This window comes from Paenibacillus solisilvae (assembly GCF_042656405.1).
Lineage (GTDB): Bacteria > Bacillota > Bacilli > Paenibacillales > Paenibacillaceae > Paenibacillus_Z > Paenibacillus_Z solisilvae.
Genome location: NZ_JBHSOW010000080.1, coordinates 91,745 through 113,791 on the forward strand (window position 1 = coordinate 91,745; position 22,047 = coordinate 113,791).

Here is a 22,047-nt window from a genome sequence, read left to right on the forward strand (position 1 = left end):
CTTTATCCCTCCAATGATTTGGGCGGCGAAATAATGATTCGCTCACCATCGAATTCCATTGATGCTTTATCGGTAATCTGTAAGGCTGTCAAATAGGTTTTGGGTATCTGCAGGCGGCCAACACGGTCGACCACGACATACTCTTCATGGGCTTCCTGCATGCCATGATGAGCGCTATTACCAGCTGCCTCATCCAAATTCGGGTTTCGTTTAATAAACTCCGTGCTTGTTAAACCGTCCCTAATTGCAACGACACGGTCCACTTTACTGGCCAGCGAGAGATCATGGGTTACGATGACGACTGTAATGCCAATTTCCCGGTTCAGCCTGCGAAAAATATCCATAATCAAATCCGATGTCCGCGTGTCGACGGACCCTGTCGGCTCATCGGCCAGGAGCAGCTGAGGACGATTGGATAAGGATATCGCTATGGCCACCCGCTGCTGCTCCCCGCCAGAGAGCTGATGGAGCTTGTTATGCATACGCTCTTTAAGTCCCACCCATTCGAGCAGCTGTTTGGCGTAAGCCCGATCGAGCTTGGAGGATAACATCATCGGCATTTCCACATTTTCCAGCGCCGTCAAATAGGGCAGCAGGTTACGGGCATTGCTTTGCCAAATGAAGCCGACTGTATCGCGCTTGTATTCCACCAGCTGCTCGTCGGTGATTTTCAGCAAATCCCAGGGACCGACCTTTACCTGCCCCGCTGATGGACGATCAAGTCCTCCCAGGATATTCAGAAGCGTTGATTTACCGCTGCCGCTGTTCCCGATAATCGCCATCATTTCTCCTTCGCGAACGTTCAGGTTCAGTCCCTGCAGCGCTACAACTTCGAGATCATCGGATTTGTAGATTTTAACTAGTCCTTCACATTGAATCATGTTCCGCTTAACGCTCCTCTCCCATCTTGACAGCTTGGTGTACGCGCAGTCTGCGGATATGAATCAGCAGCAGCGTCGCACCCATCAGCATCATGCAGCCTACCACAATGTACAGCTGATTCGTATCCTTCGAATCGAATACGACTCTAAACGGAGGCACGGAGTTCGCCACATTTTCGGTCGTCTGCAGAAAGGGGAGGAATAAGATACTGGCAATTTTACCGATGAGGATACCTAGTCCGATCGATAATCCGGCTGTAAATAACTGTTCGAGCAGCAGCATGCCTGTAAGCTGTTTACGCGATAGCCCCATCGCCCGAAGGACACCGAATTGAACAATACGGCCGGATAGATTAAAGAACCAGAACAAGATATATCCTGTAAGCGATACGATAATCGAGACCAGGAAGCCAAGGCTTAATATACCGAATACCCCGCCGCGGGTTGGATGCTTCGATTGGGCAGCAAGCTCAATGCGGACATCTTTGACACTTGCCAGCTCAATTCCTTTATCCTGAAGCTGCTTCATAATCGGCGCCGTAAGGGCACCTGGCTTCATTTTCAACCAGACGTCGTAAGGGATAATCGGAACCTGATCGTAGATATAATCGAGATTCGCAATGATGAACGGCGATTGATCCGGATATTGACTCGGCCAGTACGGCACGATGCCGACAACAACAAAGTCAATCATTCCATCTTGAATGCCCGCGGAGATGACATCCCCGAGCTTAAGCTGATATTTCTCCGCCACTTTGGATGGAATAATGGCCGCCTGCTCATATAAACCTAAGAAATTAAGATACTTAAACGGATGGTCAGGGAAGAGATCATTGCGGAACCATGCGACTTTGGAGAAATCGACATTATCGATCCCCATCACTGTCCCCTGTCCGATCGAACGGCCGGAAATAACGATATTTCCTTTGGTCTGAAGCACCCGCGCTGCCGCTTCTACCCCATCCAGCTTACGGAAAATCTCGAAAGGCGGCTCTGAGTAGTTAATCCGGGTTGGTACGCCGCCGCCTTGGCCGCCTCCACCTCCGCCGTTCCCGCCTCCGTTACCGCCTCCTGAGCCTCCATTACCGCCGCCAGATCCTCCTGAGCCTCCATTACCGTCTGAGCCTCCAGAGCCGTTACCTTGACCGCCTCCGCTGCCGCCGGAACCGCCATTGCCGGTATCAATCACTTCCGATCGGCCTTCCCAAACGGTCTGCATCACAACGTCCGTTCCGTACTTATACAAAGTCCGCTCGGTCGAGTTCAAGTCGATCGTTCGCGCCGCCGAGGCGTTATACACGCCAAGGCCAAGTGTCAGAATCAGCAAAATCATAAGCGGATAGTAGCCTTTGGACGAACGGGATAACTGCGTTAAGGTTAAGAAGAGCGGAACAGGCAGCACCTTCTTGCCGATCCAGTTAAACAGCTTAAGCAGCCATGGGAATACCCGCAGGAAAAACAATCCCATCGCAAAAATCGCCAAGGCCGGTACAAAGAACAAAAATGGCTGAACATCCAGCTGATCTGTCGTCATCTTGCTTTTGAACGAGATCATTTGACGTTCATTAAACAAATACCAGCCGTAAGCTGCAATAGCGAGCAGCAGCACATCGAGGAACCAGCGCTGCCATACCGGCTTCCTGTCTGACCTGGCCAGCTGCTGCTTGTAATTGACAATCGAAGCTCTCGCATAGAGAACAGCTGGAATGACGGTTGCAAGAATCGCCAGTACTATTGCGGCCACCCCTGCGATGATCGCTTCTGTCGAGAACCCGATAGGAATCGATTTACGATTGACAAACTCGAGGAACCCATTCGCAGAGCCGATGCTCTTCGCCATAAACCAGCCGAGAAACGGTCCGATGACGAGTGCAACTCCGCCCAGCAGAAGCCCTTCAAGCAAATACATCCAAATAATTTGCCGCGTCCCCGCTCCCCGGCTTCGCAGTACTGCTATGTCGCTTCGCTGTTTATCCAGCGATTGTCTTGCATTCATCGCGATAAAATAGAAAACCATCGCCAGCATCGGCGCCGCCAGTGTGAAGAGCAGCATTTGAAGCTGAAGACTTTGCGTTCTAAATTCCTCCAGGAGCTTCGCGAATGAAATTTCCACCTTGGTATCCTTGAGCCGTTGATAAAGCTCAATATTCAGCCGGTCAAGCGTCTTCGAAAGCGGAGACAGCTGACTCGTCTGAATATCCTTCAAATCGAAGGCATAATACCAGTTGGCGGTATGTACAGGAATTTTCCTCTGCTTCAGAAGACCATCCTGGAATGCCTTCTCCCCTATTTGCAGCGTGCTCATAAGTCCTTCCAGCCCTTGGTACCAATAAGGATCTGTATCGCTGAGCGGCTTAAATGCACCGACGATTTTGACGCGGAGCGTCAAGTTGAGTCCGCCATAAATCGGGTATTCGAATACATCTCCGATGTGAACATCGCTTCGGTACATCGCTTCTTCCATCATGACAGCCTCAACCGTATCGTCTGCTCCGACTGAATCCGCGAACCAGCGGCCTTGTGCAAGCTCGGTTTTCTTATCCAAGTCCGACATCGTCATAAGCGACATTTGCCGGACACGGCTTGCATCGACTTTAGTGGGATCCTCAGGCGTTAGCTCGGCACTGCGAATGCCCATATTCTGCAAATATGTGCTGTATGGAAAGCCGATTTCCTTTGGGACATCCTCCTTAACATAGCGCGATACCTCCGTTAATGCGTTCAAGTCCGCCTTGCCGCCGGTTTCCTGATATCGCATCAGGAGCGATCCTGCAGGCAAGCCCCCGCTTTCGTCCTTGAGCGACTGGGCAACGACTCGTTTCAAAGCGCCGTCAGCATACATCGGGATGCTGGTCGCGAACGCAACCGCAATAATCAAGCCCGCAAGCGAGCTAAGCGTCATCCATCGCGTGTTCCACATTTTGCGGAACAAAAAGCGAAATAGCGGCATCCCCATCGTTTATCGACCTACGACTTTCTGCCCGGGTGTCAATCCTTTGAGGATTTCGATTTCAGTTGATGTCTGCTGCCCGACTTCAACGTCCACTTCGCGTTTGCTTCCATCGCTGTCGACTACCTGAACATAGGTCCGGGATCCAATCGTTCGCAGCGTTGAAGGCGGAATGACGATAACATTTTCTTTGCGCTGCGTAATGATGCTTATGGATAATAACGTACCCCGCGTAACATCCTTCGGCATCTTCTCAAGCTCCACGGTGAGGAAGTCCTCCGGACGTTCAGGACGTGTCGTGCCTCCGTTCGGGTTCCCGCCATTTCCGCCATTTCCGCCATTCCCTTGGTTTTGATCGTCATTTTCAATAACTGGCAGCTGTTTGACTTTCCCTTTGATCTGCCCCACATTGTTAATGTCGACAACGACAGGCATGCCAATGGATATCCCCTTCAGTTCATCCTCCGTCAATTTCGCGGCAGCCGTTAATTGGGAGGTATTCGCAATAATGCAGACGGGGTCGTAGGCTTTTATCAAATCACCCTTCATGACATTGAGTGAAACGACAGTGCCTGTGAACGGTGCCGTGATGACAGCTTTATCAATCTCCGCCTGGGAATCGACCAGCTTCTGGCGTTTCTCTTCAAAAGCGATCTTCGCGAGCTCGAATGCGACGGGATCCATCTCATCTCTCTTGCGCAGCGTATCTTTCATTTGAATTTCATCGGTTTGAAAGGTCAGCTTATCGCTGCGCAGCTGCTTCTTGAGATCATCGACATCAAGCGAGCCAATAACCTGGCCGGCTGTTACCTTTTGACCGGCTTTTACGTTTAATTCTTTAAGACGTTTGCCATCAAGCGTGAAATACAAGGTCTCCTCCTGAAGCGAAATCATTTTGCCGGTACTTGATGTCTTGGATTCGAGTGTCGTAGTCGTTACCTCATATTCCGGTTTCTTGGATATTTGCGGCGGTACGATGGCCGGCAGCACTTCTTCCTTGTCTTCATCCGGCAGCAGGGAACAGCCGCTTGTGAAAATAAGTGCCGCTCCTAATAAAACTGCTGATGCTTTCTTAAATGAACCTTCCGTCAACCATTTCGTAAACATGATCGGCAACCTCCAAAATCGTGGGATCGTGCGTTGTCATACAAATCGTAACCTGTTCGGTGCGAATAATATTTTGAAAGACCGACATAATTTGCGCTGACATCTGTGAATCTAACTCGGCTGTTGGTTCATCGGCCAGCAGCAGACGCGGCCTGTGCGCGATAGCCTTCGCGATGGCGACACGCTGCTGTTCACCGCCGGAGAGCTCAAATGGACGATGATGCATCCGTTTGGATAAGCCTACCAGCTCCATGCAATGTTCAACTCGAGACTTCCATTCCCCGCTTGGAATGCCGGCCATCCGAAGAGAAAGCTCCACATTCTCATAAGCGGATAACAGCGGCATGAGTGCGAATGCCTGAAAAATAAAGCCCATCTGCTTGCGGCGAACCGTTGTCCGGTCGTCATCGCTCATCGAGTGGAATGGCAAATCCCGAAAAAAGATATGCCCCTTCGTCGGTTGATCGAGACCGCCGATCATATTAAGCAGTGTCGTCTTACCGGATCCTGAACGCCCCCGCAGCATAACAAGCTGGCGGGGCCGAAGCTCCATGTTGATACCCTTCAGTACATGCAGCGGCTGTCCACCGACCTGGAAGGTCCGCTCAACCGACTCCACTGTCAATAAAGGATGCTGATCGGCAGGCTCTTCCACTGCTTCTTTCTCAACTACCTGTGTATCCAATTCAGCAGCAACAGCAGCTGTTTGATTCCGTCTCCACCATGTCATACTCGTTCCAAGACCCCCTTCCCCATTAGAAAACTTTAATCTCCGATAACGTATAGACGGTGCACATTACCAAAAAGTTACGGAAATGCCCATTAAAATAGCTAAAAATTTGCTAAAGAGGCTTCTATTGCAATAAACGGAACAATTTCCGCCGCATTTGCATAGAAGCCTCTACGAATCCATTAGATTTTGAACAAAGCGACTGATAGAGACATGCATCCAGTTGAAGGTTGAACCTACATACAGCGCCATCGGAATCCGATAAGGAGAATCAACTTCATTCGGAGTGGAAAAGAAAGCTTCATTTTAAACATGTCCATCATCCTTTTTTCAAAATATAAGCCAAATGATGAATGTAAGCGTTACAGTCATTACTAGTTATATCGTAAAAAAGTGGTCAAATAAGAATAGCAGCTTCCCATTATGTATTTATTTAAACTTGAACAGGAAGAAGCTGCTAACTGCGCATAGCAAGTGCATTTCCCGAGGTATATCTGCGCAGGCCCAAACGGAAAAAGAACACTCCTGCAAGCATAAGGAATACGGTCATGCCAATTGCCCCGAACACAAATGCCGGATCAGCATGTTTCAAAAGCCCAATTGGCAAATAACTGATAAATCCCGCCGGTACAACCGTAAAGATCAGAATCCGGGTGACCCCGCGAAATATATCTGAAGGGTAAGTCGTGAGGGCCACAAATCCATTAAATAGCTGCTGAGAAATCCCCTCTGCATTGCCCATATAGAAAGAGCAGCAGCCCGCAATGATCATTATCGCCATAAATAAGGTTCCACTGATGAGCAGCCCAAGGATGAACAGCAGGAAACCCGTAATCGAGTGATTGCCGACCCAAGCATACACAACCAATCCGAATACAAAATCGCCTGCGGCGGTTAAAGACATCCGGCTGGCCAATACATTCAGCAGCACCGGTTTGGGCTGCGACAGGTAAACATCGAGCTGACCGCCGGCTACAATCACAGCAATTCTATGAAAATTCCCGAACAGCATGTTCGCCCAGCCGAAACCTCCTGCACTCAGCGCCCACATCATCATGACATCTTGAAGTCCCCAGTTGTTAATTAGAGGGAAACGATGGAAGAACAGGCTCCAGAAAAACAACCACATAAAGTTGTTAATGAACATCATTCCCGCCATCAGAAAGAAGCTGGCCCGGTATTCCATTGCAGAAGCCAAGTTAACCTTCCAGCAAGTTAGCAGGAAACGGATGGTTCCAGGCACAGAATTGGAAGCAGCTCTCGCAAGACGATATTCAACCTCCGTTGACATGAAGCTTCCCCACCCCTCTTTTATACATCCACATGACTGCCGCAGTGAGTAAAGCAGCCCATGCTGCTTGAATAAGAAACAGCTGAAGCAGCGCCGTATTCCCATAGTTAACCGCCGTGCGTGCCGGAAAATAAAGAACGGCTTGGAATGGCAGCCAGGCACATATCCGCTGCAGCCATTCCGGCATTAAGTCGAGCGGCAGCAGCATGCCGCCAACCGTAAATTGCAGCTTATTCAGTACAAATTCCATCCCGCGCGTCTCTTCGACCCAGAATGCGCAAAGCGCAACCGTCATGTGCAGCAGAAAAGCAATCGTAAGTGCGCCAAAGCTCAAGGTAAATAGACCAACCCAGCCAAACCCAAATGAAGGAGCTCCGACGAACAGCCACCCGATCACACTCCCGGCAAACAGGTGGACGAAAAAACGAATATAAGCTTCGGCTAGATAAGAAATATAATGATAGCCTACATACGATAAAGGCCGAATCAGCCTTACTGCGATATCCCCGTTCTTCACCTCTTCTTCAATACGGCCGCATAATGGCGGTCCCGCCATCGTAAGCGCCTCTGTAAATACTAGATACCAGACGATTTGCTTCAGCGTAAAACCCGCAATCACCTTCGTGCTGTCGCCATCATAAGCAGCGGACCACAGCTGAACAAATACGAATAAGATGAGCAGGAGAAAAGAAGCCCTCATGAAAAAATCGACTTTATAGGCAAGCTGCTGACGCCAGGTGATCCGCCACACTGCCGCAGCTTTGAGGCCCTTTGCAGGCCAGTTCACAGGCTTTGTGCTCAAGTCGCATTCCCTCCTCGCAGCCCATAGATATGCTTGATAATCTCCTCCATCGGAGGATCCTCAATTGTAACATCATCGAGTCTGATTTGACCGATCACCGCGCTTAGAACAGCCTCGATCCCAGTCGATTTCAAGTCTACACCGAGCCTCAGCTTCCTTCCTTCCGTCTCGATTAGTTCGGTCCCGGCGATCGGCGGCAAAGAATAGCCTGCATTCGATTCGGAAAGCGTGAGCGTTAAGGTTTTGCGGCTCAAGATCTCCCGTTTCAGTCTTTGTACAGGCGCATCGAGCAGAATTCCTCCGTGATGAATAACAACGGCCCTGGAGCAAAGCTCCTCAACATCGCCTGCGTCATGAGAGGTCAGGAAAACGGTCGTTCCTTCATCCCGATTCAGCTCCCTGATCAGCTCCCGAATCCGCTGCTTCACGATGACGTCAAGCCCGATTGTCGGTTCATCCAAAAAAAGCATCTGCGGCCGATGCAGGAAAGATGCCGCTATTTCACAGCGCATCCGCTCACCCAATGACAGCTTGCGAACCGGTGTGTGCAGATACGGCCCCAGCTCGAAACGGTCTATTAAATCTTTGCTCCTGGCTGCATAATCGCTGCGATTAAGCTCGTAAATACGGCTGATTAGATCAAAGGTATCGACCGGAGGAAGATGGTACCACAGCTGCGATTTCTGTCCGAATACCGCCCCAATCGAATAGGCCAGCCTGGTTCTCTCGAGCCATGGCGTTAATCCGAGTACTTGTGCTTCTCCGGAGGAAGGATGCAAAATACCGGTCAGCATCTTGATGGTTGTCGATTTACCAGCACCGTTAGGGCCCAGGAAAGCAACCATTTCTCCCGTATTTACGGTTAAATCGATCCCGTGCACCGCCGGCTTCTCTTCCCACTCCGGCTTTAGCAGCGAACGAAAACTGCCTGATAACCCGGCTCCCTTGCGTTTAACTTTGAAAGTCTTGCTGAGATTCCTTGTCTGCAATGCAATCATCGATGGTTCCCCCTGTTCTCTTCACTTTGCTGCGGTAGAGCAAAAAAGACCTTCGGCAAGTTCTGCCTACTGCTAGGCGGAACTTGCCGAAGGTCTTTTATCCCTACGGTGTTGCAAGACATATCGTCCTATGCCGGTTTCGCTTGGTTGCTCGTAAGCAGCACCCTAGAAACCCTTCCGTTTAATGTAACATATTACCATCGCATTTACGGATTGACAAGAACATTTTCCAGGTACTGATAAGCAGACTCCTTCTTACGTTCGAACAGGGCGATAAAAATATCAGGAGCAACTTCCATGACCCCTGTATCCACAAATCCAAGCTTCTGATATAAACAAACTGCCGGTAAATTGCTTGCTCCGGTGCTGACGGCAATCGTCTCAATCAACGCATTCTGATCAAGAACGAACTGTACTAATTTTCGGCCGATTCCTTGGCGGAAGAATGGCGGAGCGATTACTAACCGGCTTATACGAAGGACATCCTCCTCCATACTTAACGCCACCATACCAGCAAGCTGCCCATCCACAAGATAGCCGTAAAACTCCTCTTCCGCTTGCATCAAGGATTCAACCGTATCACTTAAGTACGGGATCCCGTTAAAGCCAATTAACTCCGCCTCCACGCGGTAAGAAGGAATTTGGACATCGAGCACCTGCATCGCTGCCGCTTCCGAAGTAAGGTCCAGCTTTTTGATCATATGAAGTACCTTCGCTCTCTTTTGCTTAAGCTGTATACAATAGATTTTCCATCATCGTAACAAGGCGGAATTTCATCTGCTGCAGCTTCAGAATGGTACGATCTCTTAACAGTTCACTGCCCATGACCCATTTGGAGTTCTTTATCGTACGATAAGTTTCGTCCATTTGCGATATTTCGAGACTGTTCGATAATTCCCGATCGTACATTCTTACACGATACAACAGATCTCCGGTAGCTTCAAATAATTGTTCAACATAAGGGTCCATTTGTTTCATGGTTCTCTTCCTCTCACTCTTTTATTCTATTTGGATATGCTAGTTTATGCAGTAGAATTATTATCTATTACCTCATTTGCTAGATTTGAAACAGGAGCATAAAAAAAGGAGCAGAACCTGGATCGTTAATCCAAGTCCTGCTCCTATAATAAAGCCGCTCCATTTAGACTCCAAAAGCTTGCGGGTTCTCACGCCATGCCTGCAATACAGCGATATCGCTTGTTTGCACGGTTCCATTCTCAGCGGCAACTTCAATGAGCGCCGAGTAATTCGAAAGCGTCGAGAGCTCAATGCTTTCCTTTTCAAATGCATCTGCCGCAATTTTAAACTGATAGGTGAAAATAGCTACAACACCCTGAACCTCGCAGCCAGCTTCCCGGACAGCTACGGCAGCTTTCAGTGAACTTCCTCCGGTTGAGATCAGATCCTCAATAAGGACGACCTTCTGGCCCGGCTTGAAGTGACCTTCAATCTGGTTCGTTTTTCCGTGGCCTTTCGCTTTGTCACGAACATACAGCATAGGCAGATTCAGCTTCTGCGCCACCCACGCCGCATGAGGAATTCCGCCTGTTGCAATACCGGCAACAGCTTCGCAATCCGGATAACGATCGCGGATAATGGCAGCGAAACCTTCGGCAATCATCTCGCGGATAGACGGATAAGACATCGTTAACCGGTTATCGCAATAAATCGGCGACTTCATTCCGGATGTCCATGTGAAGGGATCATTAGGACGAAGAGCAACCGCGTTGATTTCAAGCAAACCTTTTGCAATTTCTTGAGGAAGTTGTTCAAGTGCAGGGGTCGACATATTAAATCAGCTCCTTAATAATGGATTGAAGTGCTGCCCGCGGATCAGCCGCTGCAGTAATCGGACGGCCGATCACCATATAATCTGTTCCTTGCTCCAATGCCTCGCGCGGCGTCATGATGCGTGACTGATCGTTCACAGCTGCGCCGGAAGGTCTGATGCCAGGCGTTATCGTTCTAAAATCAGAACCGCAAGCCGCTTTAATCGACTGCACCTCCTGAGGTGAAGCTACGACGCCGCCAAGTCCAGCTTGCTTAGCGAGCTTAGCATAACGGATAACTGCGTCCTCCACTGCTCCTCCGATCCCGATTTCATCGTTCAAAACTGCCTGGCTGGTACTGGTAAGCTGGGTCACAGCAATCACTAACGGCCGCTTCAGACTGCTGTCGCCCGATAATGCGGCCTCTACGCCTTCCAGGGCCGCGGTCATCATCTGCATACCGCCTGCGGCATGAACGTTAAATACATCAACGCCAAGCTTTGTAATGCTGTTGGAGCCACCCTTAACCGTGTTAGGGATATCGTGCATCTTGAGATCAAGGAATACTTTATAACCGCGTTCCTTAAGACTTGCTACGAATCCAGGTCCCGCTGCATAAAACAGCTGCATTCCTACCTTCAAATAGCAGGGAATTCCCTCCAGGCTGCGAACCAACGATTCAGCTGCCGCTGCATCCGGATAATCCAGCGCAACCATTACACGGCCTGCTGCTTCTGCTTCAGTAAGATTGGTCATTGGACACCTCCCAAAAAGTTTCGCGAAGCAAACGCTCCGTAAGGATTTGTGTATGTGTTGTGAAGCAAAACCAGCTTCGTAAGCATTTGTATATGCTTTGCGATTGCAGACTCGATACGCAGCATTTACTTATGCTTTGCGAATATCCGTCATAAGCTTCGATGGCATGGCGAAAGCCTGCTTGTAGGCAGGCTTTCGCGGCTTATAGCCGATAATTCTATATTGTTTACTTCTTCAGCAGGACCGGCATAGGGCGTGATGAGAAGTTAATCGTTTCAAGCATGGTGAGCAGCGCGCGAACCGTATCGAGCGATGTCATACAAACCACACCGTTCTCTACCGCTTCACGGCGAATACGGAAACCATCACGCTCAGGTGTTTTGCCCTTGGTCAACGTATTGACCACGAAGTGAGCTTGACCGTCACGGATCAGATCCAGAATATTCGGTGAGCCTTCGCTAAGTTTGTTGACCGTATTTACCCGCAGTCCAGCTTCCTCAAGTGCTGAAGCAGTACCGCCCGTTGCGATAATATTGTAGCCAAGCTCGTAGAAACCGCGGAGGATCTCGATCGCTTCCGGCTTATCTTTATCAGCCACTGTCGCAATGATTGAGCCTGTAGGCGGGATTCGCATACCGGCGCCAATCAAGCCTTTATACAGCGCCTTCGCATATTGCTGGTCTCGGCCCATGACTTCCCCGGTTGATTTCATCTCTGGTGTCAAAGTAGGATCCACCCGGCGAAGCTTCGCGAATGAGAATACCGGTACTTTTACAGAAACCATTTCCTCTTCCGGCCATAAACCTTCTGTATAACCAAGATCAGCAAGCTTCGTTCCGAGGATCGCCTGTGTCGCAAGGTTAGCCATCGGAATATTCGTTACTTTGCTTAAGAAAGGAACGGTACGCGATGAACGAGGATTAACCTCGATGACATATACTTCGTCCTGGAAGATAACGAACTGGATATTAACAAGCCCGACTACTTTAAGCTCCTTAGCAATTTTGATCGTAATATCGATCATTTGCTGCTTCCATTTATCGGAGAGCGATTGCGGCGGATATACCGCAATGGAGTCTCCGGAGTGAACACCGGCGCGTTCAACATGCTCCATGATTCCTGGGATGAGCACGGTTTCTCCGTCGCAAATCGCATCGACTTCCGCTTCTTTTCCAAGCATATAACGGTCGATCAATACAGGGTGCTCAGGGTTGATCTTAACCGCTTGAACCATGTAGCTGAGCAGCTCTTCATCCGAGTAAACAATTTCCATAGCGCGGCCGCCAAGAACATAGGAAGGGCGGACCAGAACCGGATAACCAAGGCTTTGAGCGGTTTCAACTGCAGCATCTACTGTTGTAACCGTTTTGCCTTCCGGTTGACGGATATCAAGTCTGCGGAGCAAAGCTTCGAATTTCTTGCGATCTTCCGCTTCATCGATACTTGCCAGATCAGAACCAAGAATGCGTACACCGGCCTTTGTCAGCGGCGCTGCAAGGTTGATTGCAGTTTGTCCGCCGAACTGTACGATAACGCCGATCGGATTCTCCTGCTCGATTACATTCATGACATCCTCGAAGAATAACGGTTCAAAATACAGACGGTCGGATGTACTGAAGTCTGTCGATACCGTTTCCGGGTTGTTATTAATGATGACCGCTTCGTAGCCGGCTTTCTGAATCGCCCAGACCGCATGCACAGTAGAGTAATCGAACTCAATACCTTGACCGATACGGATTGGACCGGAACCAAGAACGAGAACTTTTTCTTTCGTTGTTTCAGTTACTTCATTCTCTACTTCATATGTGGAGTAGTAGTACGGCGTTGTTGCTTCGAATTCAGCAGCGCAAGTATCAACCATTTTATAAACCGGAGTCAAACCGATCTGCTTACGCAGGGCGCGGATATCATTTTCATTCGTATACGTTTTGTGATTGCCCTCAACCCGGATTTCTGCGATTGAGCGGTCTGAGAAGCCTTTGCGTTTGGCTTGGTACAGCAGCTCTTCTGTCAGCTGCGAAGATCTGCGAAGCTCATCCTCGAACTTAACAATGCCTTCGATTTTGTCAAGGAACCACCAGTCGATCTTGGTGATATCCTGGATCTCCTGCAGCTTGTAGCCGCGGCGGAATGCTTCTGCGACCAGGAACATCCGCTCATCGTCCGGCTTCTGCAGGCGAAGACGAAGCACTTCGTCCTTAAGATCCGCTGCATCCTTCAGATGGATTCGGTGCGCACCGATCTCGAGGGAACGAACGGCTTTATGAATCGATTCCTCGAAGGTACGGCCGATTGCCATAACTTCACCGGTTGCCTTCATTTGTGTACCGAGTTTACGGTTAGCTGATGTGAATTTATCGAACGGCCAGCGCGGGATTTTGGAAACGATGTAATCCAGTGTCGGCTCGAAGCATGCATAGGTTTGACCTGTTACCGGGTTCACGATTTCATCAAGCGTATAACCGATGGCGATTTTGGCTGCCATCTTCGCGATTGGGTAGCCGGTTGCTTTAGAAGCGAGCGCCGACGAGCGGCTGACACGCGGATTTACTTCGATGACATAATATTGATAGCTGAATGGATCCAGTGCGAACTGCACGTTGCAGCCGCCCTCAATGTTCAGTGCGCGAATAATCTTGAGCGATGCTGAACGAAGCAATTGGTACTCGCGGTCGGACAGCGTTTGGCTTGGAGCCACTACGATGGAGTCGCCCGTATGAACACCGACCGGATCAAAGTTCTCCATGTTACAAACCACGATACAGCTGTCGTTCGAATCACGCATAACTTCGTATTCGACTTCTTTCATCCCGGCGATCGATTTCTCGATCAAGCATTGGCTGATCGGGCTGTACCGAATACCCGAAGCGACTGTTTCCAGAAGCTCATCTTCGTTGATACAGATACCTCCGCCTGTTCCGCCCAAAGTATAAGCAGGACGAACGATGATCGGATAACCGATTTCATTGGCAAAATCAACCGCTGCTTGCACTGTCGTTACGATGACGCTCTCAGGCACCGGCTGCTCCAGCTCACGCATCAGGTCGCGGAACAAGTCGCGGTCCTCCGCTTTCTCGATTGCCGTCAGCTGTGTTCCAAGCAGCTTCACGTTCTCACGCTCCAGTACGCCTGCGCGAGCCAGTTCAACCGCCATGTTAAGTCCAGTTTGGCCGCCCAGTGTTGGCAGCAAGCCGTCTGGACGCTCTTGACGAATAATTTGTGTGACGAACTCCAGCGTAATCGGTTCGATATAGACTTTATCCGCCATATTCGTATCTGTCATGATTGTTGCAGGGTTACTGTTGATAAGGACTACCTCGTAGCCCTCTTCTTTCAGCGCCTGGCAAGCTTGGGTGCCGGCATAATCGAATTCCGCCGCTTGTCCGATGACAATCGGGCCGGACCCGATGACGAGTATTTTCTTGAGATCATTATTTTTGGGCATACAGCAGCTCTCCTCTCAATGATTCCGCAAGTTGAGCTTGACGCGGTTTCTGTGGGTTATTTCTTTTATGTGAGCGAATCATTTCCAGAAAATTGTCAAACAAGTAGCTGGAATCCATCGGGCCTGGTGCGGCTTCCGGATGGTATTGAACCGAGAATGCCGGGTATTCCGTATGCTTCAAGCCTTCTATTGTCCGGTCATTGTTATTGATGTGCGTGACAGCAAGCTTCGTGCCTTTCACGGATTCTTCAAGCACCGTGTAACCGTGGTTCTGGGAAGTGATATAACAGCGGTTGGTTTCCAGCTCTTTTACCGGGTGGTTACCGCCGCGGTGGCCGAATTTCAGCTTCGACGTATCAGCGCCGCAAGCAAGAGCGAACAGCTGGTGACCCAAGCAGATGCCGAAGATCGGATATTCGCCAAGCAGTTCTTTAATCATCGTTACCGCATGAGGCACATCCTTCGGATCCCCAGGGCCATTGGACAATTGAATGCCATCGGGCTTCAGGCGGCGAACTTCATCAGCTGTTGTATGATGAGGCACAACGACCACATCGCAGCCGCGTTTCGTAAGCTCGCGGAGAATTCCGCTTTTTGCGCCGTAGTCAACAAGAACGATGCGTTCACGATTGCCTGGGCTTGAGAAAACGCTCTTCGTAGACGTACGTGCAACTTGATCACGCATCAGCGGAGATACGGAGAGACGCTCCTGAAGCTCTTCAATGCGCTCCGAACCCGTCGTAATAATGCCTTTCATCGTACCATGATGACGCAGGATACGAGTCAGCATCCGCGTATCAATGTCGCTGATTCCAAGAATGCCATATTCCTTCAGCAGTCGATCGAGAGTATACTCTGCACGCCAGTTGCTTGGAACCGGCTCGTGTCTTCGAACGACAAAGCCATGGATGAAAGGGCTGATGGATTCAAAGTCATCGCGCGTAATACCGTAGTTACCGATAAGGGGGTAGGTCATTGTCACGATCTGTCCGCAGTAAGAAGGATCCGACAGTACCTCTTGATATCCTGTAATCCCTGTATTAAACACGACTTCACCAGCCGACTGTCCTTCAGCGCCAAAGCTCAGGCCTTTGAACAACGTGCCATCTTCTAGCAGCAATCTTGCTTGCATCTGTCTCAACTCCTCAAAGTTATCATTCGCTATATTTAAAATGTCACTTTCGATTCTTACAATTCCGACCAAACGACAGCGCCGTCAACCATGGTCAGCACTGGCCAGCCATATAGCTTCCAACCGCCAAACGGTGTATTTGTTCCTTTAGAAGCAAACGTCTCCGGTTCGACTTCGCGTTCTGACTTGATATCTACAATGGTGATATCCGCAGGTGCTCCAACGGCTAGCTGTCCGCTCGCTAAACCGAACACGCGGGCCGGATCTGCCGTCATGCGCTGCAGCAGGAAGCCCAGCGTCCATTTGCCGGTTAGTACAAACTTCGTATACATGAGCGGAAACACCGTCTCGAAACCAACGATGCCGAATGGTGCCAGCTGCACGCCGCGTGCCTTTTCTTCTGCACTATGAGGCGCGTGATCCGTTACGATCATATCAAGCGTGCCATCTTCCAGCCCCTCGATTACTGCCTGTACGTCGCGCGGGGAGCGCAGAGGCGGGTTCATTTTCCAATTTGCATCCTCCAGCCCCGGAATATCTTCATCCGACAGCAGCAGGTGATGCGGGCATACCTCAGCGGTTACCTTAACGCCAATCTGCTTCGCTAACCGAATGAGCCGCACCGACTGCTCCGTACTAACGTGGCAGACGTGGTAGTGGACGCCGGTTGCTTCTGCAAGAAGCACGTCACGACCGACATGAATCGCCTCGGATTCATTAGGAATGCCTTTCAGGCCGTGTTTCCGGGCAAAATTCCCTTCTGAAGCCCAAGCGCCTTCGACCAGCGTATCATCTTCACAATGAGCGATAACCGGCATGCCCATGGAGGCGGCAAGTGCCATCGCATTCTTCATCATTTGAGCATTCTGAACGCCTACTCCATCATCCGTAAACCCGGCTGCGCCTGCTTCTTTGAGGGCTGCAAAGTCAGTCAGCTCCCGGCCCAGCTCGTTCTTCGTGATCGCCGCGTACGGAAGCACTTTGACAATGCCTTCGGTTGCCGCTTTATCCAAAATATATTTGACCGTTTCCGGTGTGTCCGTTACGGGACGCGTGTTGGGCATACAAGCGATTGTTGTAAACCCTCCTCGCGCAGCCGAGCGCGTACCGCTTGCGATATCTTCTTTATATTCAAAGCCTGGCTCCCGCAGGTGAACGTGCATATCGATAAACCCGGCGGAGATCAGCTTGCCTTTCGCATCCACAACATCATGACCTGCTGTATCCGGAGCGCCATCCGCTGCATTGACGATTGCCGTGATGACCCCATTCTCTGTTCGTACATGTTTCTCTTCAACCTGTCCTGTGCTCCCGTTCCAAACCTGTCCATTCAATATCCATACTGACATGTGATAAACTCCTTCCGCTCTATGGGACGTTTATTTTGGGTTTTGCTCCGTTCAACTGCTTACCCTAATGCACGTTCAATGACGGCCATCCGAATCGGCACACCGTTTTGCATTTGCGGGAATATACGTGATTGCGGATGTTCGACCAACTCGTCGTCAATTTCCACATTACGGTTAATCGGAGCTGGATGCATAATGATGGCATGAGGCGCAATCCGCTTCGCTCTTTCTGTTGTTAAGCCATATTGTGCCCGGTAATCCTCAGCTGATTTAATCATACCGTTCTCGTGACGCTCAAGCTGAACGCGAAGCATCATGATGACATCGGATTGAAGGGCTTCATCTATCGAAACGTAGTCGACGTTCAGACCATCAGCTCTCATATTATCAGGTGCGCAGAAGCGGACGTTTACACCGAACTTCTGCAGGGCATAGAGATTCGAACGTGCGACCCTGCTGTGCATGACATCGCCGACGATGGAGACTGTCAGTCCTTTTAGCTCTCCAAACTGCTTACGCATCGTATAAATATCGAGCAGCGCTTGAGTTGGATGCTCATTGTTACCGTCACCCGCATTAATGAGCGGCACTTTGATTTTTCCGGCGAGCTCGGCCAGAACACCGATAGGCTTCAAGCGGATCACACCCGCATCGATACCCATCGATTCAAGCGTGCGGACCGTATCATAAATGGACTCGCCCTTTTGAACGCTTGAGACAGCAGCGGAGAAATTCAAAACCTCCGTACCCAGTCGTTTCTCCGCCACCTCGAAGGAAAACCTCGTTCTAGTACTATTCTCAAAAAACATGTTGGCTACGAATTTTCCTTGCTGAACCGGCTCGATTTTATTCGAATTGGCTTCCCAGAAAGCCGCGCGATCCAATATGGATTGTATTTCTTCTTTGTCAAGCTCCTTGAGCCCCAGCAAACTTCGTTGTTTGATCATCGTAGTTGTCAATTCAAGCCTGCCCCCTTTAATGAATGATCGTCACCTGATCCTCTTCGTCCACTTCCAGCAGCGACACTACGATCTGCTCCTGTTTGGAGGTTGGAACGTTCTTACCCACGTAATCCGGTCTGATCGGCAGCTCCCGATGACCGCGGTCGACGAGCACGGCCAGCTGAATGCTTTGCGGCCTTCCGCAGTCCATCAGTGCATCCATGGCTGCTCGAATCGTTCTTCCCGTATAAAGCACATCGTCGAACAAAATCACAATTTTGTCCTCTACCTGAACCGGCACGCTTTTTGCCTCCGATGATGCTACAGCCGCAGCTGCAGTATCCGCTGCCGGCTGTCCAGCTTGACGGCGGTCATCCCGGTAGAGCGTGATATCCAGCTCATTCACTTCCACGGGAAGCCCTTCGATCTCCCGAATCCGCTCAGCGATGCGCTGAGCCAGATAAATACCCCGCGTGCGGATACCTACCAGCAGACAATTGTCGAATCCTTTGTTCTTTTCGACAATTTCGTGGGCAATTCGCGTAAGTGCGCGGCGAATTGCGGTTTCATCCATGATGATACGGTGCTGATCGTCCATTCGCCTTTTCCGCCTCCTTGAATCAAAACGAGCATCGATGGGCATAAAAAAACTCCTTGCGGGTTGCGCAAGGAGTGCGTTAGTTTATGTGAATCGTCTGTAAGCCGTGGGCATGCCCGCCCGCGCACTCAGCGCTGGCGGAGAATGTCCATTCAAGACGATCCGATTCAACTATTCACGCTACCTTGACAGCCTCTCTGGACTGAATTAAAGGTACTGCTGTTCATCAGAAGAATTATCCCACGTTCGACAAATGATGTCAAGCATTTCGGGATGTTTCCGCTGGGTTTCGCATCGTGAGTATCGAACTGTCTTCTAACCGGTTATTATAGGCTTAGTTTACGGATACGCTCTACCGCTTTTTCCGTATTCTCACGGCTTCCGAATGCTGTAAGACGGAAGTAGCCTTGACCGCTTTGGCCAAAACCGACACCCGGCGTACCAACGATATGAGCTTCTGAGAGCAATTTATCGAAGAAAGCCCATGAATCCAGACCATTCGGTGTTTTGAGCCAAATGTAAGGAGCGTTAACGCCGCCGAATACTTCAAGACCTAGCGATGACAAGCCGTCACGGATAATTGCTGCATTTGTCATATAGTAATCAACGGTTGCTGCGATTTGCTCTTTACCTTCAGGGGAATAGATCGCTTCCGCTCCACGCTGAGTAATGTAGGATACTCCGTTGAATTTGGTTGTGTGACGACGATTCCATAGGTCATTTATAAGCAGTTCATTGCCGTTCGCGTCTTTACCTTTGAGCTCTCGGGGAACAACGGTGTACGCACAGCGGACGCCAGTGAAGCCGGCTGTTTTGGAGAAGCTGCGAAATTCAATTGCAACTTCCTTGGCTCCTTCGATTTCATAAATGCTGCGCGGTACATCCTCTTCCTGAATGAAGGCTTCATAAGCAGAATCATACAGAATGATGCAGTTATTTGCTTTGGCATAGTCTACCCAGCGCTTCAGCTCTGCTTTGGACAATGTCATGCCTGTCGGATTGTTAGGGTAGCAAAGGTAGATCAGGTCAACTTTACGGTCAGGCAGGCTGGGAATGAAATCATTTTCTGAGCTTGTCGGCAAATAGACGATATTCTCATACTGCTTAGTCTCTGGATTGAACTTGCCGGAGCGGCCTGCCATTACGTTCGTATCCACATAAACCGGATATACAGGATCTTGTACCGCAACGACTGCATCTTGGCTGAAAATTTCTTGAATGTTACCTACATCACATTTGGAGCCGTCGCTTACGAATACTTCATTCGTACCGATCTCAATGCCGCGTGCCTTGTAGTCATTCTCAATGATAGCCTGAATAAGAAAATCATACCCTTGCTCCGGGCCATAGCCGCGGAAGCTTCCCGGGCTTGCAAGCTCGTCCACTGCAGCATGCATAGCATTAACAACAGCTTCTGGAAGACCGCGTGTTACATCGCCTATTCCGAGACTGATGATTTGGGCATCCGGATTTTCCTGCGTAAATTTGGTACGGCGTTTTGCGATTTCGGAGAACAGGTAGCTGCCCTGCAATTCCGTATAATTGTGATTAATTTGTGTCATTCGAACCACACTCACCTTTCCATGCATTCACTGTTTTGTTTAAATCATAGCGTAATTCAGCCCTGCAGCCATATAAAGAATATGGCCAAAAGTTTGCACTTTTCGTCACTTAACGTACGCGAAGAATCGTGAGCTCATGTTCAAGATCCGGAGGTATCGGCGCTTGAAATTCCAGATACTCTCCCGACCGGGGATGTACAAACCCAAGTATTGCGGCATGCAGCGCTTGTCCGTTAAGGGCTATCGTCCTGCTTCTGGTACGTCCGTATACAGGATCGCCAGCAAGCGGATGGCCGATGTACTTCATATGTACGCGAATTTGATGCGTGCGGCCGGTCTCCAGCTGCAGTTCAAGCAGGGTGTAATCGCCGAAGCGTTCCACTACGGCGAAATGAGTCACCGCATGCTTACTCCCGCGCTCAATCACCGTGAACAGCTTACGATCATTAGGATCCCGCCCAATTGGCGCATCTACCGTGCCGTGCTCATGCGGTACATTCCCATGGACTAGTGCGATATATTTGCGGGTAACGGAATGCGCCTTGAGCTGCGCGGCAAGTGAAGCATGTGCAAGGTCATTCTTGGCTGCCATGAGCAGACCGGATGTATCCTTATCAATACGATGGACAATTCCCGGGCGCATCACGCCATTGATACCGGACAAATCCTTGCAATGATACATCAGCGCATTAACGATTGTCCCCGAAGGATGGCCCGGTGCCGGATGTACGACCATTCCTCTCGGCTTGTTAATGACAATGACGTCACTATCCTCATAGGCAATGCTGAGCGGAATATCCTCAGGCACAATAACAGCCGCTTCAGGCTGCGGTATGATAACCGTAATCTGATCAGCGGCGGCAAGCTTATAATTCGGTTTAACCTGCTGACCGTTCACACGAACAGCCCCGGAGCGGATCCACTCTTGAACTTGTGTTCTTGAGGTGGCTTCATCCTCAATACTTTCTGTTACGTATTTATCCAGCCTTTCACCTGACTCGGCATCACCGGTGATAAATTCTAAAGGCTCCTCATTGAATAGGCTGCTGTCCTTCATTTTCGTTTCGTTTATTTCGTTCATTTGAATCTCCGTTCTCATTTTTCATTGACAATATCGCATCGAGCATGATCAGGCCGACGCCGCATACGATGCCAGAATCTGCAAGGTTAAAAATCGGAAAGACATAGCTGCCAAATGTAAATTGCAAAAAGTCGACTACTTGTCCATATAACGCGCGATCAAGGAAATTACCAAACGCTCCGCCCAGTACAAGGCCTAGCCCGGTCAGCAACAGCACTTTACCGGAATGACGATTCTTGTACAAGTACCAAACTATACCTGCGACAACCAGCATCGTTATCGTAATGAACAAGATGGTCTGCTCCTGTAAAATCCCGAAAGCAGCACCTCTGTTACGGTGAGAGGTGATAATAAAGAAGCCATCGCCAAGCACATTAATTTGTTCACCGATTGCAAGCTGCTTCTCAATTACCTTCTTCGTTATGAAGTCAATAACAAATACAAAAACAGCGATCCAATAATAATAATATTTCACAATTAACATGCCCCCTCGTCCCAAACATTGTAGCATATTCATCCAATGCCGACTAGCGAATCATATCCGGCTCACTTTTACCAGCGTACCCATCGATGTCCTTTTGTAAAATGGCCTATCTTAGTGAAAACTAATGTCATCAAGAGCCGTCACATCGTACTCAAGAAAAGAGGTCTTCAT

At 49.7% G+C, this 22,047-nt stretch carries 19 protein-coding genes; all 19 read right to left on the bottom strand.

Translation table 11 applies throughout. The features are described 5' to 3' along the window. Positions 1-2 precede the first annotated feature (2 nt). The gene (locus tag ACFPYJ_RS21490; protein ID WP_379190274.1) at positions 3-881 is read right to left on the bottom strand and encodes an ABC transporter ATP-binding protein; all 879 of its coding nucleotides are present in this window, start codon (positions 879-881) and stop codon (positions 3-5) included. Positions 882-888: 7 nt separating this feature from the next. Continuing rightward, positions 889-3,837, bottom strand: coding sequence for an ABC transporter permease (locus ACFPYJ_RS21495; protein ID WP_379190275.1), 2,949 nt, complete (start codon positions 3,835-3,837; stop codon positions 889-891). A gap of 3 nt (positions 3,838-3,840) precedes the next feature. Further along, positions 3,841-4,938, bottom strand: a complete 1,098-nt coding sequence (locus ACFPYJ_RS21500) for an efflux RND transporter periplasmic adaptor subunit (protein ID WP_379190276.1) — start codon at positions 4,936-4,938, stop codon at positions 3,841-3,843. Further along, positions 4,904-5,668, bottom strand: coding sequence for an ABC transporter ATP-binding protein (locus tag ACFPYJ_RS21505; RefSeq protein WP_379190277.1), 765 nt, complete (start codon positions 5,666-5,668; stop codon positions 4,904-4,906). The genes ACFPYJ_RS21500 and ACFPYJ_RS21505 overlap by 35 nt, the downstream gene beginning before the upstream one ends. 457 nt (positions 5,669-6,125) lie before the next feature. Then, entirely contained in the window at positions 6,126-6,959 is an 834-nt protein-coding gene (locus ACFPYJ_RS21510) for an ABC transporter permease (RefSeq protein WP_379190278.1), read from the bottom strand. Continuing rightward, positions 6,943-7,761, bottom strand: coding sequence for an ABC transporter permease (locus ACFPYJ_RS21515; RefSeq protein WP_379190279.1), 819 nt, complete (start codon positions 7,759-7,761; stop codon positions 6,943-6,945). Before ACFPYJ_RS21515 ends, ACFPYJ_RS21510 begins: the two co-directional genes overlap by 17 nt. Beyond that, positions 7,758-8,759 carry an ABC transporter ATP-binding protein gene (locus ACFPYJ_RS21520; RefSeq protein WP_379190280.1) on the bottom strand — a complete coding sequence of 334 codons (1,002 nt, stop codon included), beginning with the start codon at positions 8,757-8,759 and terminating at the stop codon, positions 7,758-7,760. Before ACFPYJ_RS21520 ends, ACFPYJ_RS21515 begins: the two co-directional genes overlap by 4 nt. A gap of 206 nt (positions 8,760-8,965) precedes the next feature. Further along, positions 8,966-9,460 carry a GNAT family N-acetyltransferase gene (locus ACFPYJ_RS21525; RefSeq protein WP_379190281.1) on the bottom strand — a complete coding sequence of 165 codons (495 nt, stop codon included), beginning with the start codon at positions 9,458-9,460 and terminating at the stop codon, positions 8,966-8,968. Positions 9,461-9,485: 25 nt separating this feature from the next. Next, complete coding sequence (locus ACFPYJ_RS21530; protein ID WP_379190282.1) at positions 9,486-9,737, bottom strand: hypothetical protein; 252 nt, start codon at positions 9,735-9,737, stop codon at positions 9,486-9,488. 163 nt (positions 9,738-9,900) lie between these two features. Beyond that, positions 9,901-10,548, bottom strand: a complete 648-nt coding sequence (pyrE, locus tag ACFPYJ_RS21535; RefSeq protein ID WP_379190283.1) for an orotate phosphoribosyltransferase — start codon at positions 10,546-10,548, stop codon at positions 9,901-9,903. Between the two features lies 1 nt (position 10,549). After that, entirely contained in the window at positions 10,550-11,284 is a 735-nt protein-coding gene (gene pyrF, locus ACFPYJ_RS21540; RefSeq protein ID WP_379190284.1) for an orotidine-5'-phosphate decarboxylase, read from the bottom strand. A gap of 226 nt (positions 11,285-11,510) precedes the next feature. Continuing rightward, the gene (gene carB / locus ACFPYJ_RS21545) at positions 11,511-14,729 is read right to left on the bottom strand and encodes a carbamoyl-phosphate synthase large subunit (protein ID WP_379190285.1); all 3,219 of its coding nucleotides are present in this window, start codon (positions 14,727-14,729) and stop codon (positions 11,511-11,513) included. Then, positions 14,716-15,861 carry a glutamine-hydrolyzing carbamoyl-phosphate synthase small subunit gene (gene carA, locus ACFPYJ_RS21550; RefSeq protein WP_379190286.1) on the bottom strand — a complete coding sequence of 382 codons (1,146 nt, stop codon included), beginning with the start codon at positions 15,859-15,861 and terminating at the stop codon, positions 14,716-14,718. Before carA ends, carB begins: the two co-directional genes overlap by 14 nt. A gap of 56 nt (positions 15,862-15,917) precedes the next feature. Beyond that, positions 15,918-17,210 (bottom strand): dihydroorotase, encoded by a 1,293-nt coding sequence (locus ACFPYJ_RS21555; protein WP_379190287.1) that lies wholly within the window; start codon positions 17,208-17,210, stop codon positions 15,918-15,920. A gap of 59 nt (positions 17,211-17,269) precedes the next feature. Next, positions 17,270-18,157 (bottom strand): aspartate carbamoyltransferase catalytic subunit, encoded by an 888-nt coding sequence (locus ACFPYJ_RS21560; RefSeq protein WP_379190475.1) that lies wholly within the window; start codon positions 18,155-18,157, stop codon positions 17,270-17,272. 28 nt (positions 18,158-18,185) lie between these two features. Next, on the bottom strand, positions 18,186-18,749 hold the full coding sequence (gene pyrR, locus ACFPYJ_RS21565; protein WP_379190288.1) for a bifunctional pyr operon transcriptional regulator/uracil phosphoribosyltransferase PyrR: 564 nt from the start codon (positions 18,747-18,749) through the stop codon (positions 18,186-18,188). A 326-nt stretch (positions 18,750-19,075) separates the two neighbouring features. Further along, positions 19,076-20,311, bottom strand: a complete 1,236-nt coding sequence (locus ACFPYJ_RS21570; protein ID WP_379190289.1) for an LL-diaminopimelate aminotransferase — start codon at positions 20,309-20,311, stop codon at positions 19,076-19,078. Positions 20,312-20,420: 109 nt separating this feature from the next. Then, positions 20,421-21,392 carry an RluA family pseudouridine synthase gene (locus ACFPYJ_RS21575; RefSeq protein WP_379190290.1) on the bottom strand — a complete coding sequence of 324 codons (972 nt, stop codon included), beginning with the start codon at positions 21,390-21,392 and terminating at the stop codon, positions 20,421-20,423. Further along, a complete protein-coding gene (gene lspA, locus ACFPYJ_RS21580; RefSeq protein WP_379190291.1) occupies positions 21,343-21,867 on the bottom strand; it encodes a signal peptidase II in 525 nt (174 codons plus the stop codon). The genes ACFPYJ_RS21575 and lspA overlap by 50 nt, the downstream gene beginning before the upstream one ends. Positions 21,868-22,047: the final 180 nt, after the last annotated feature.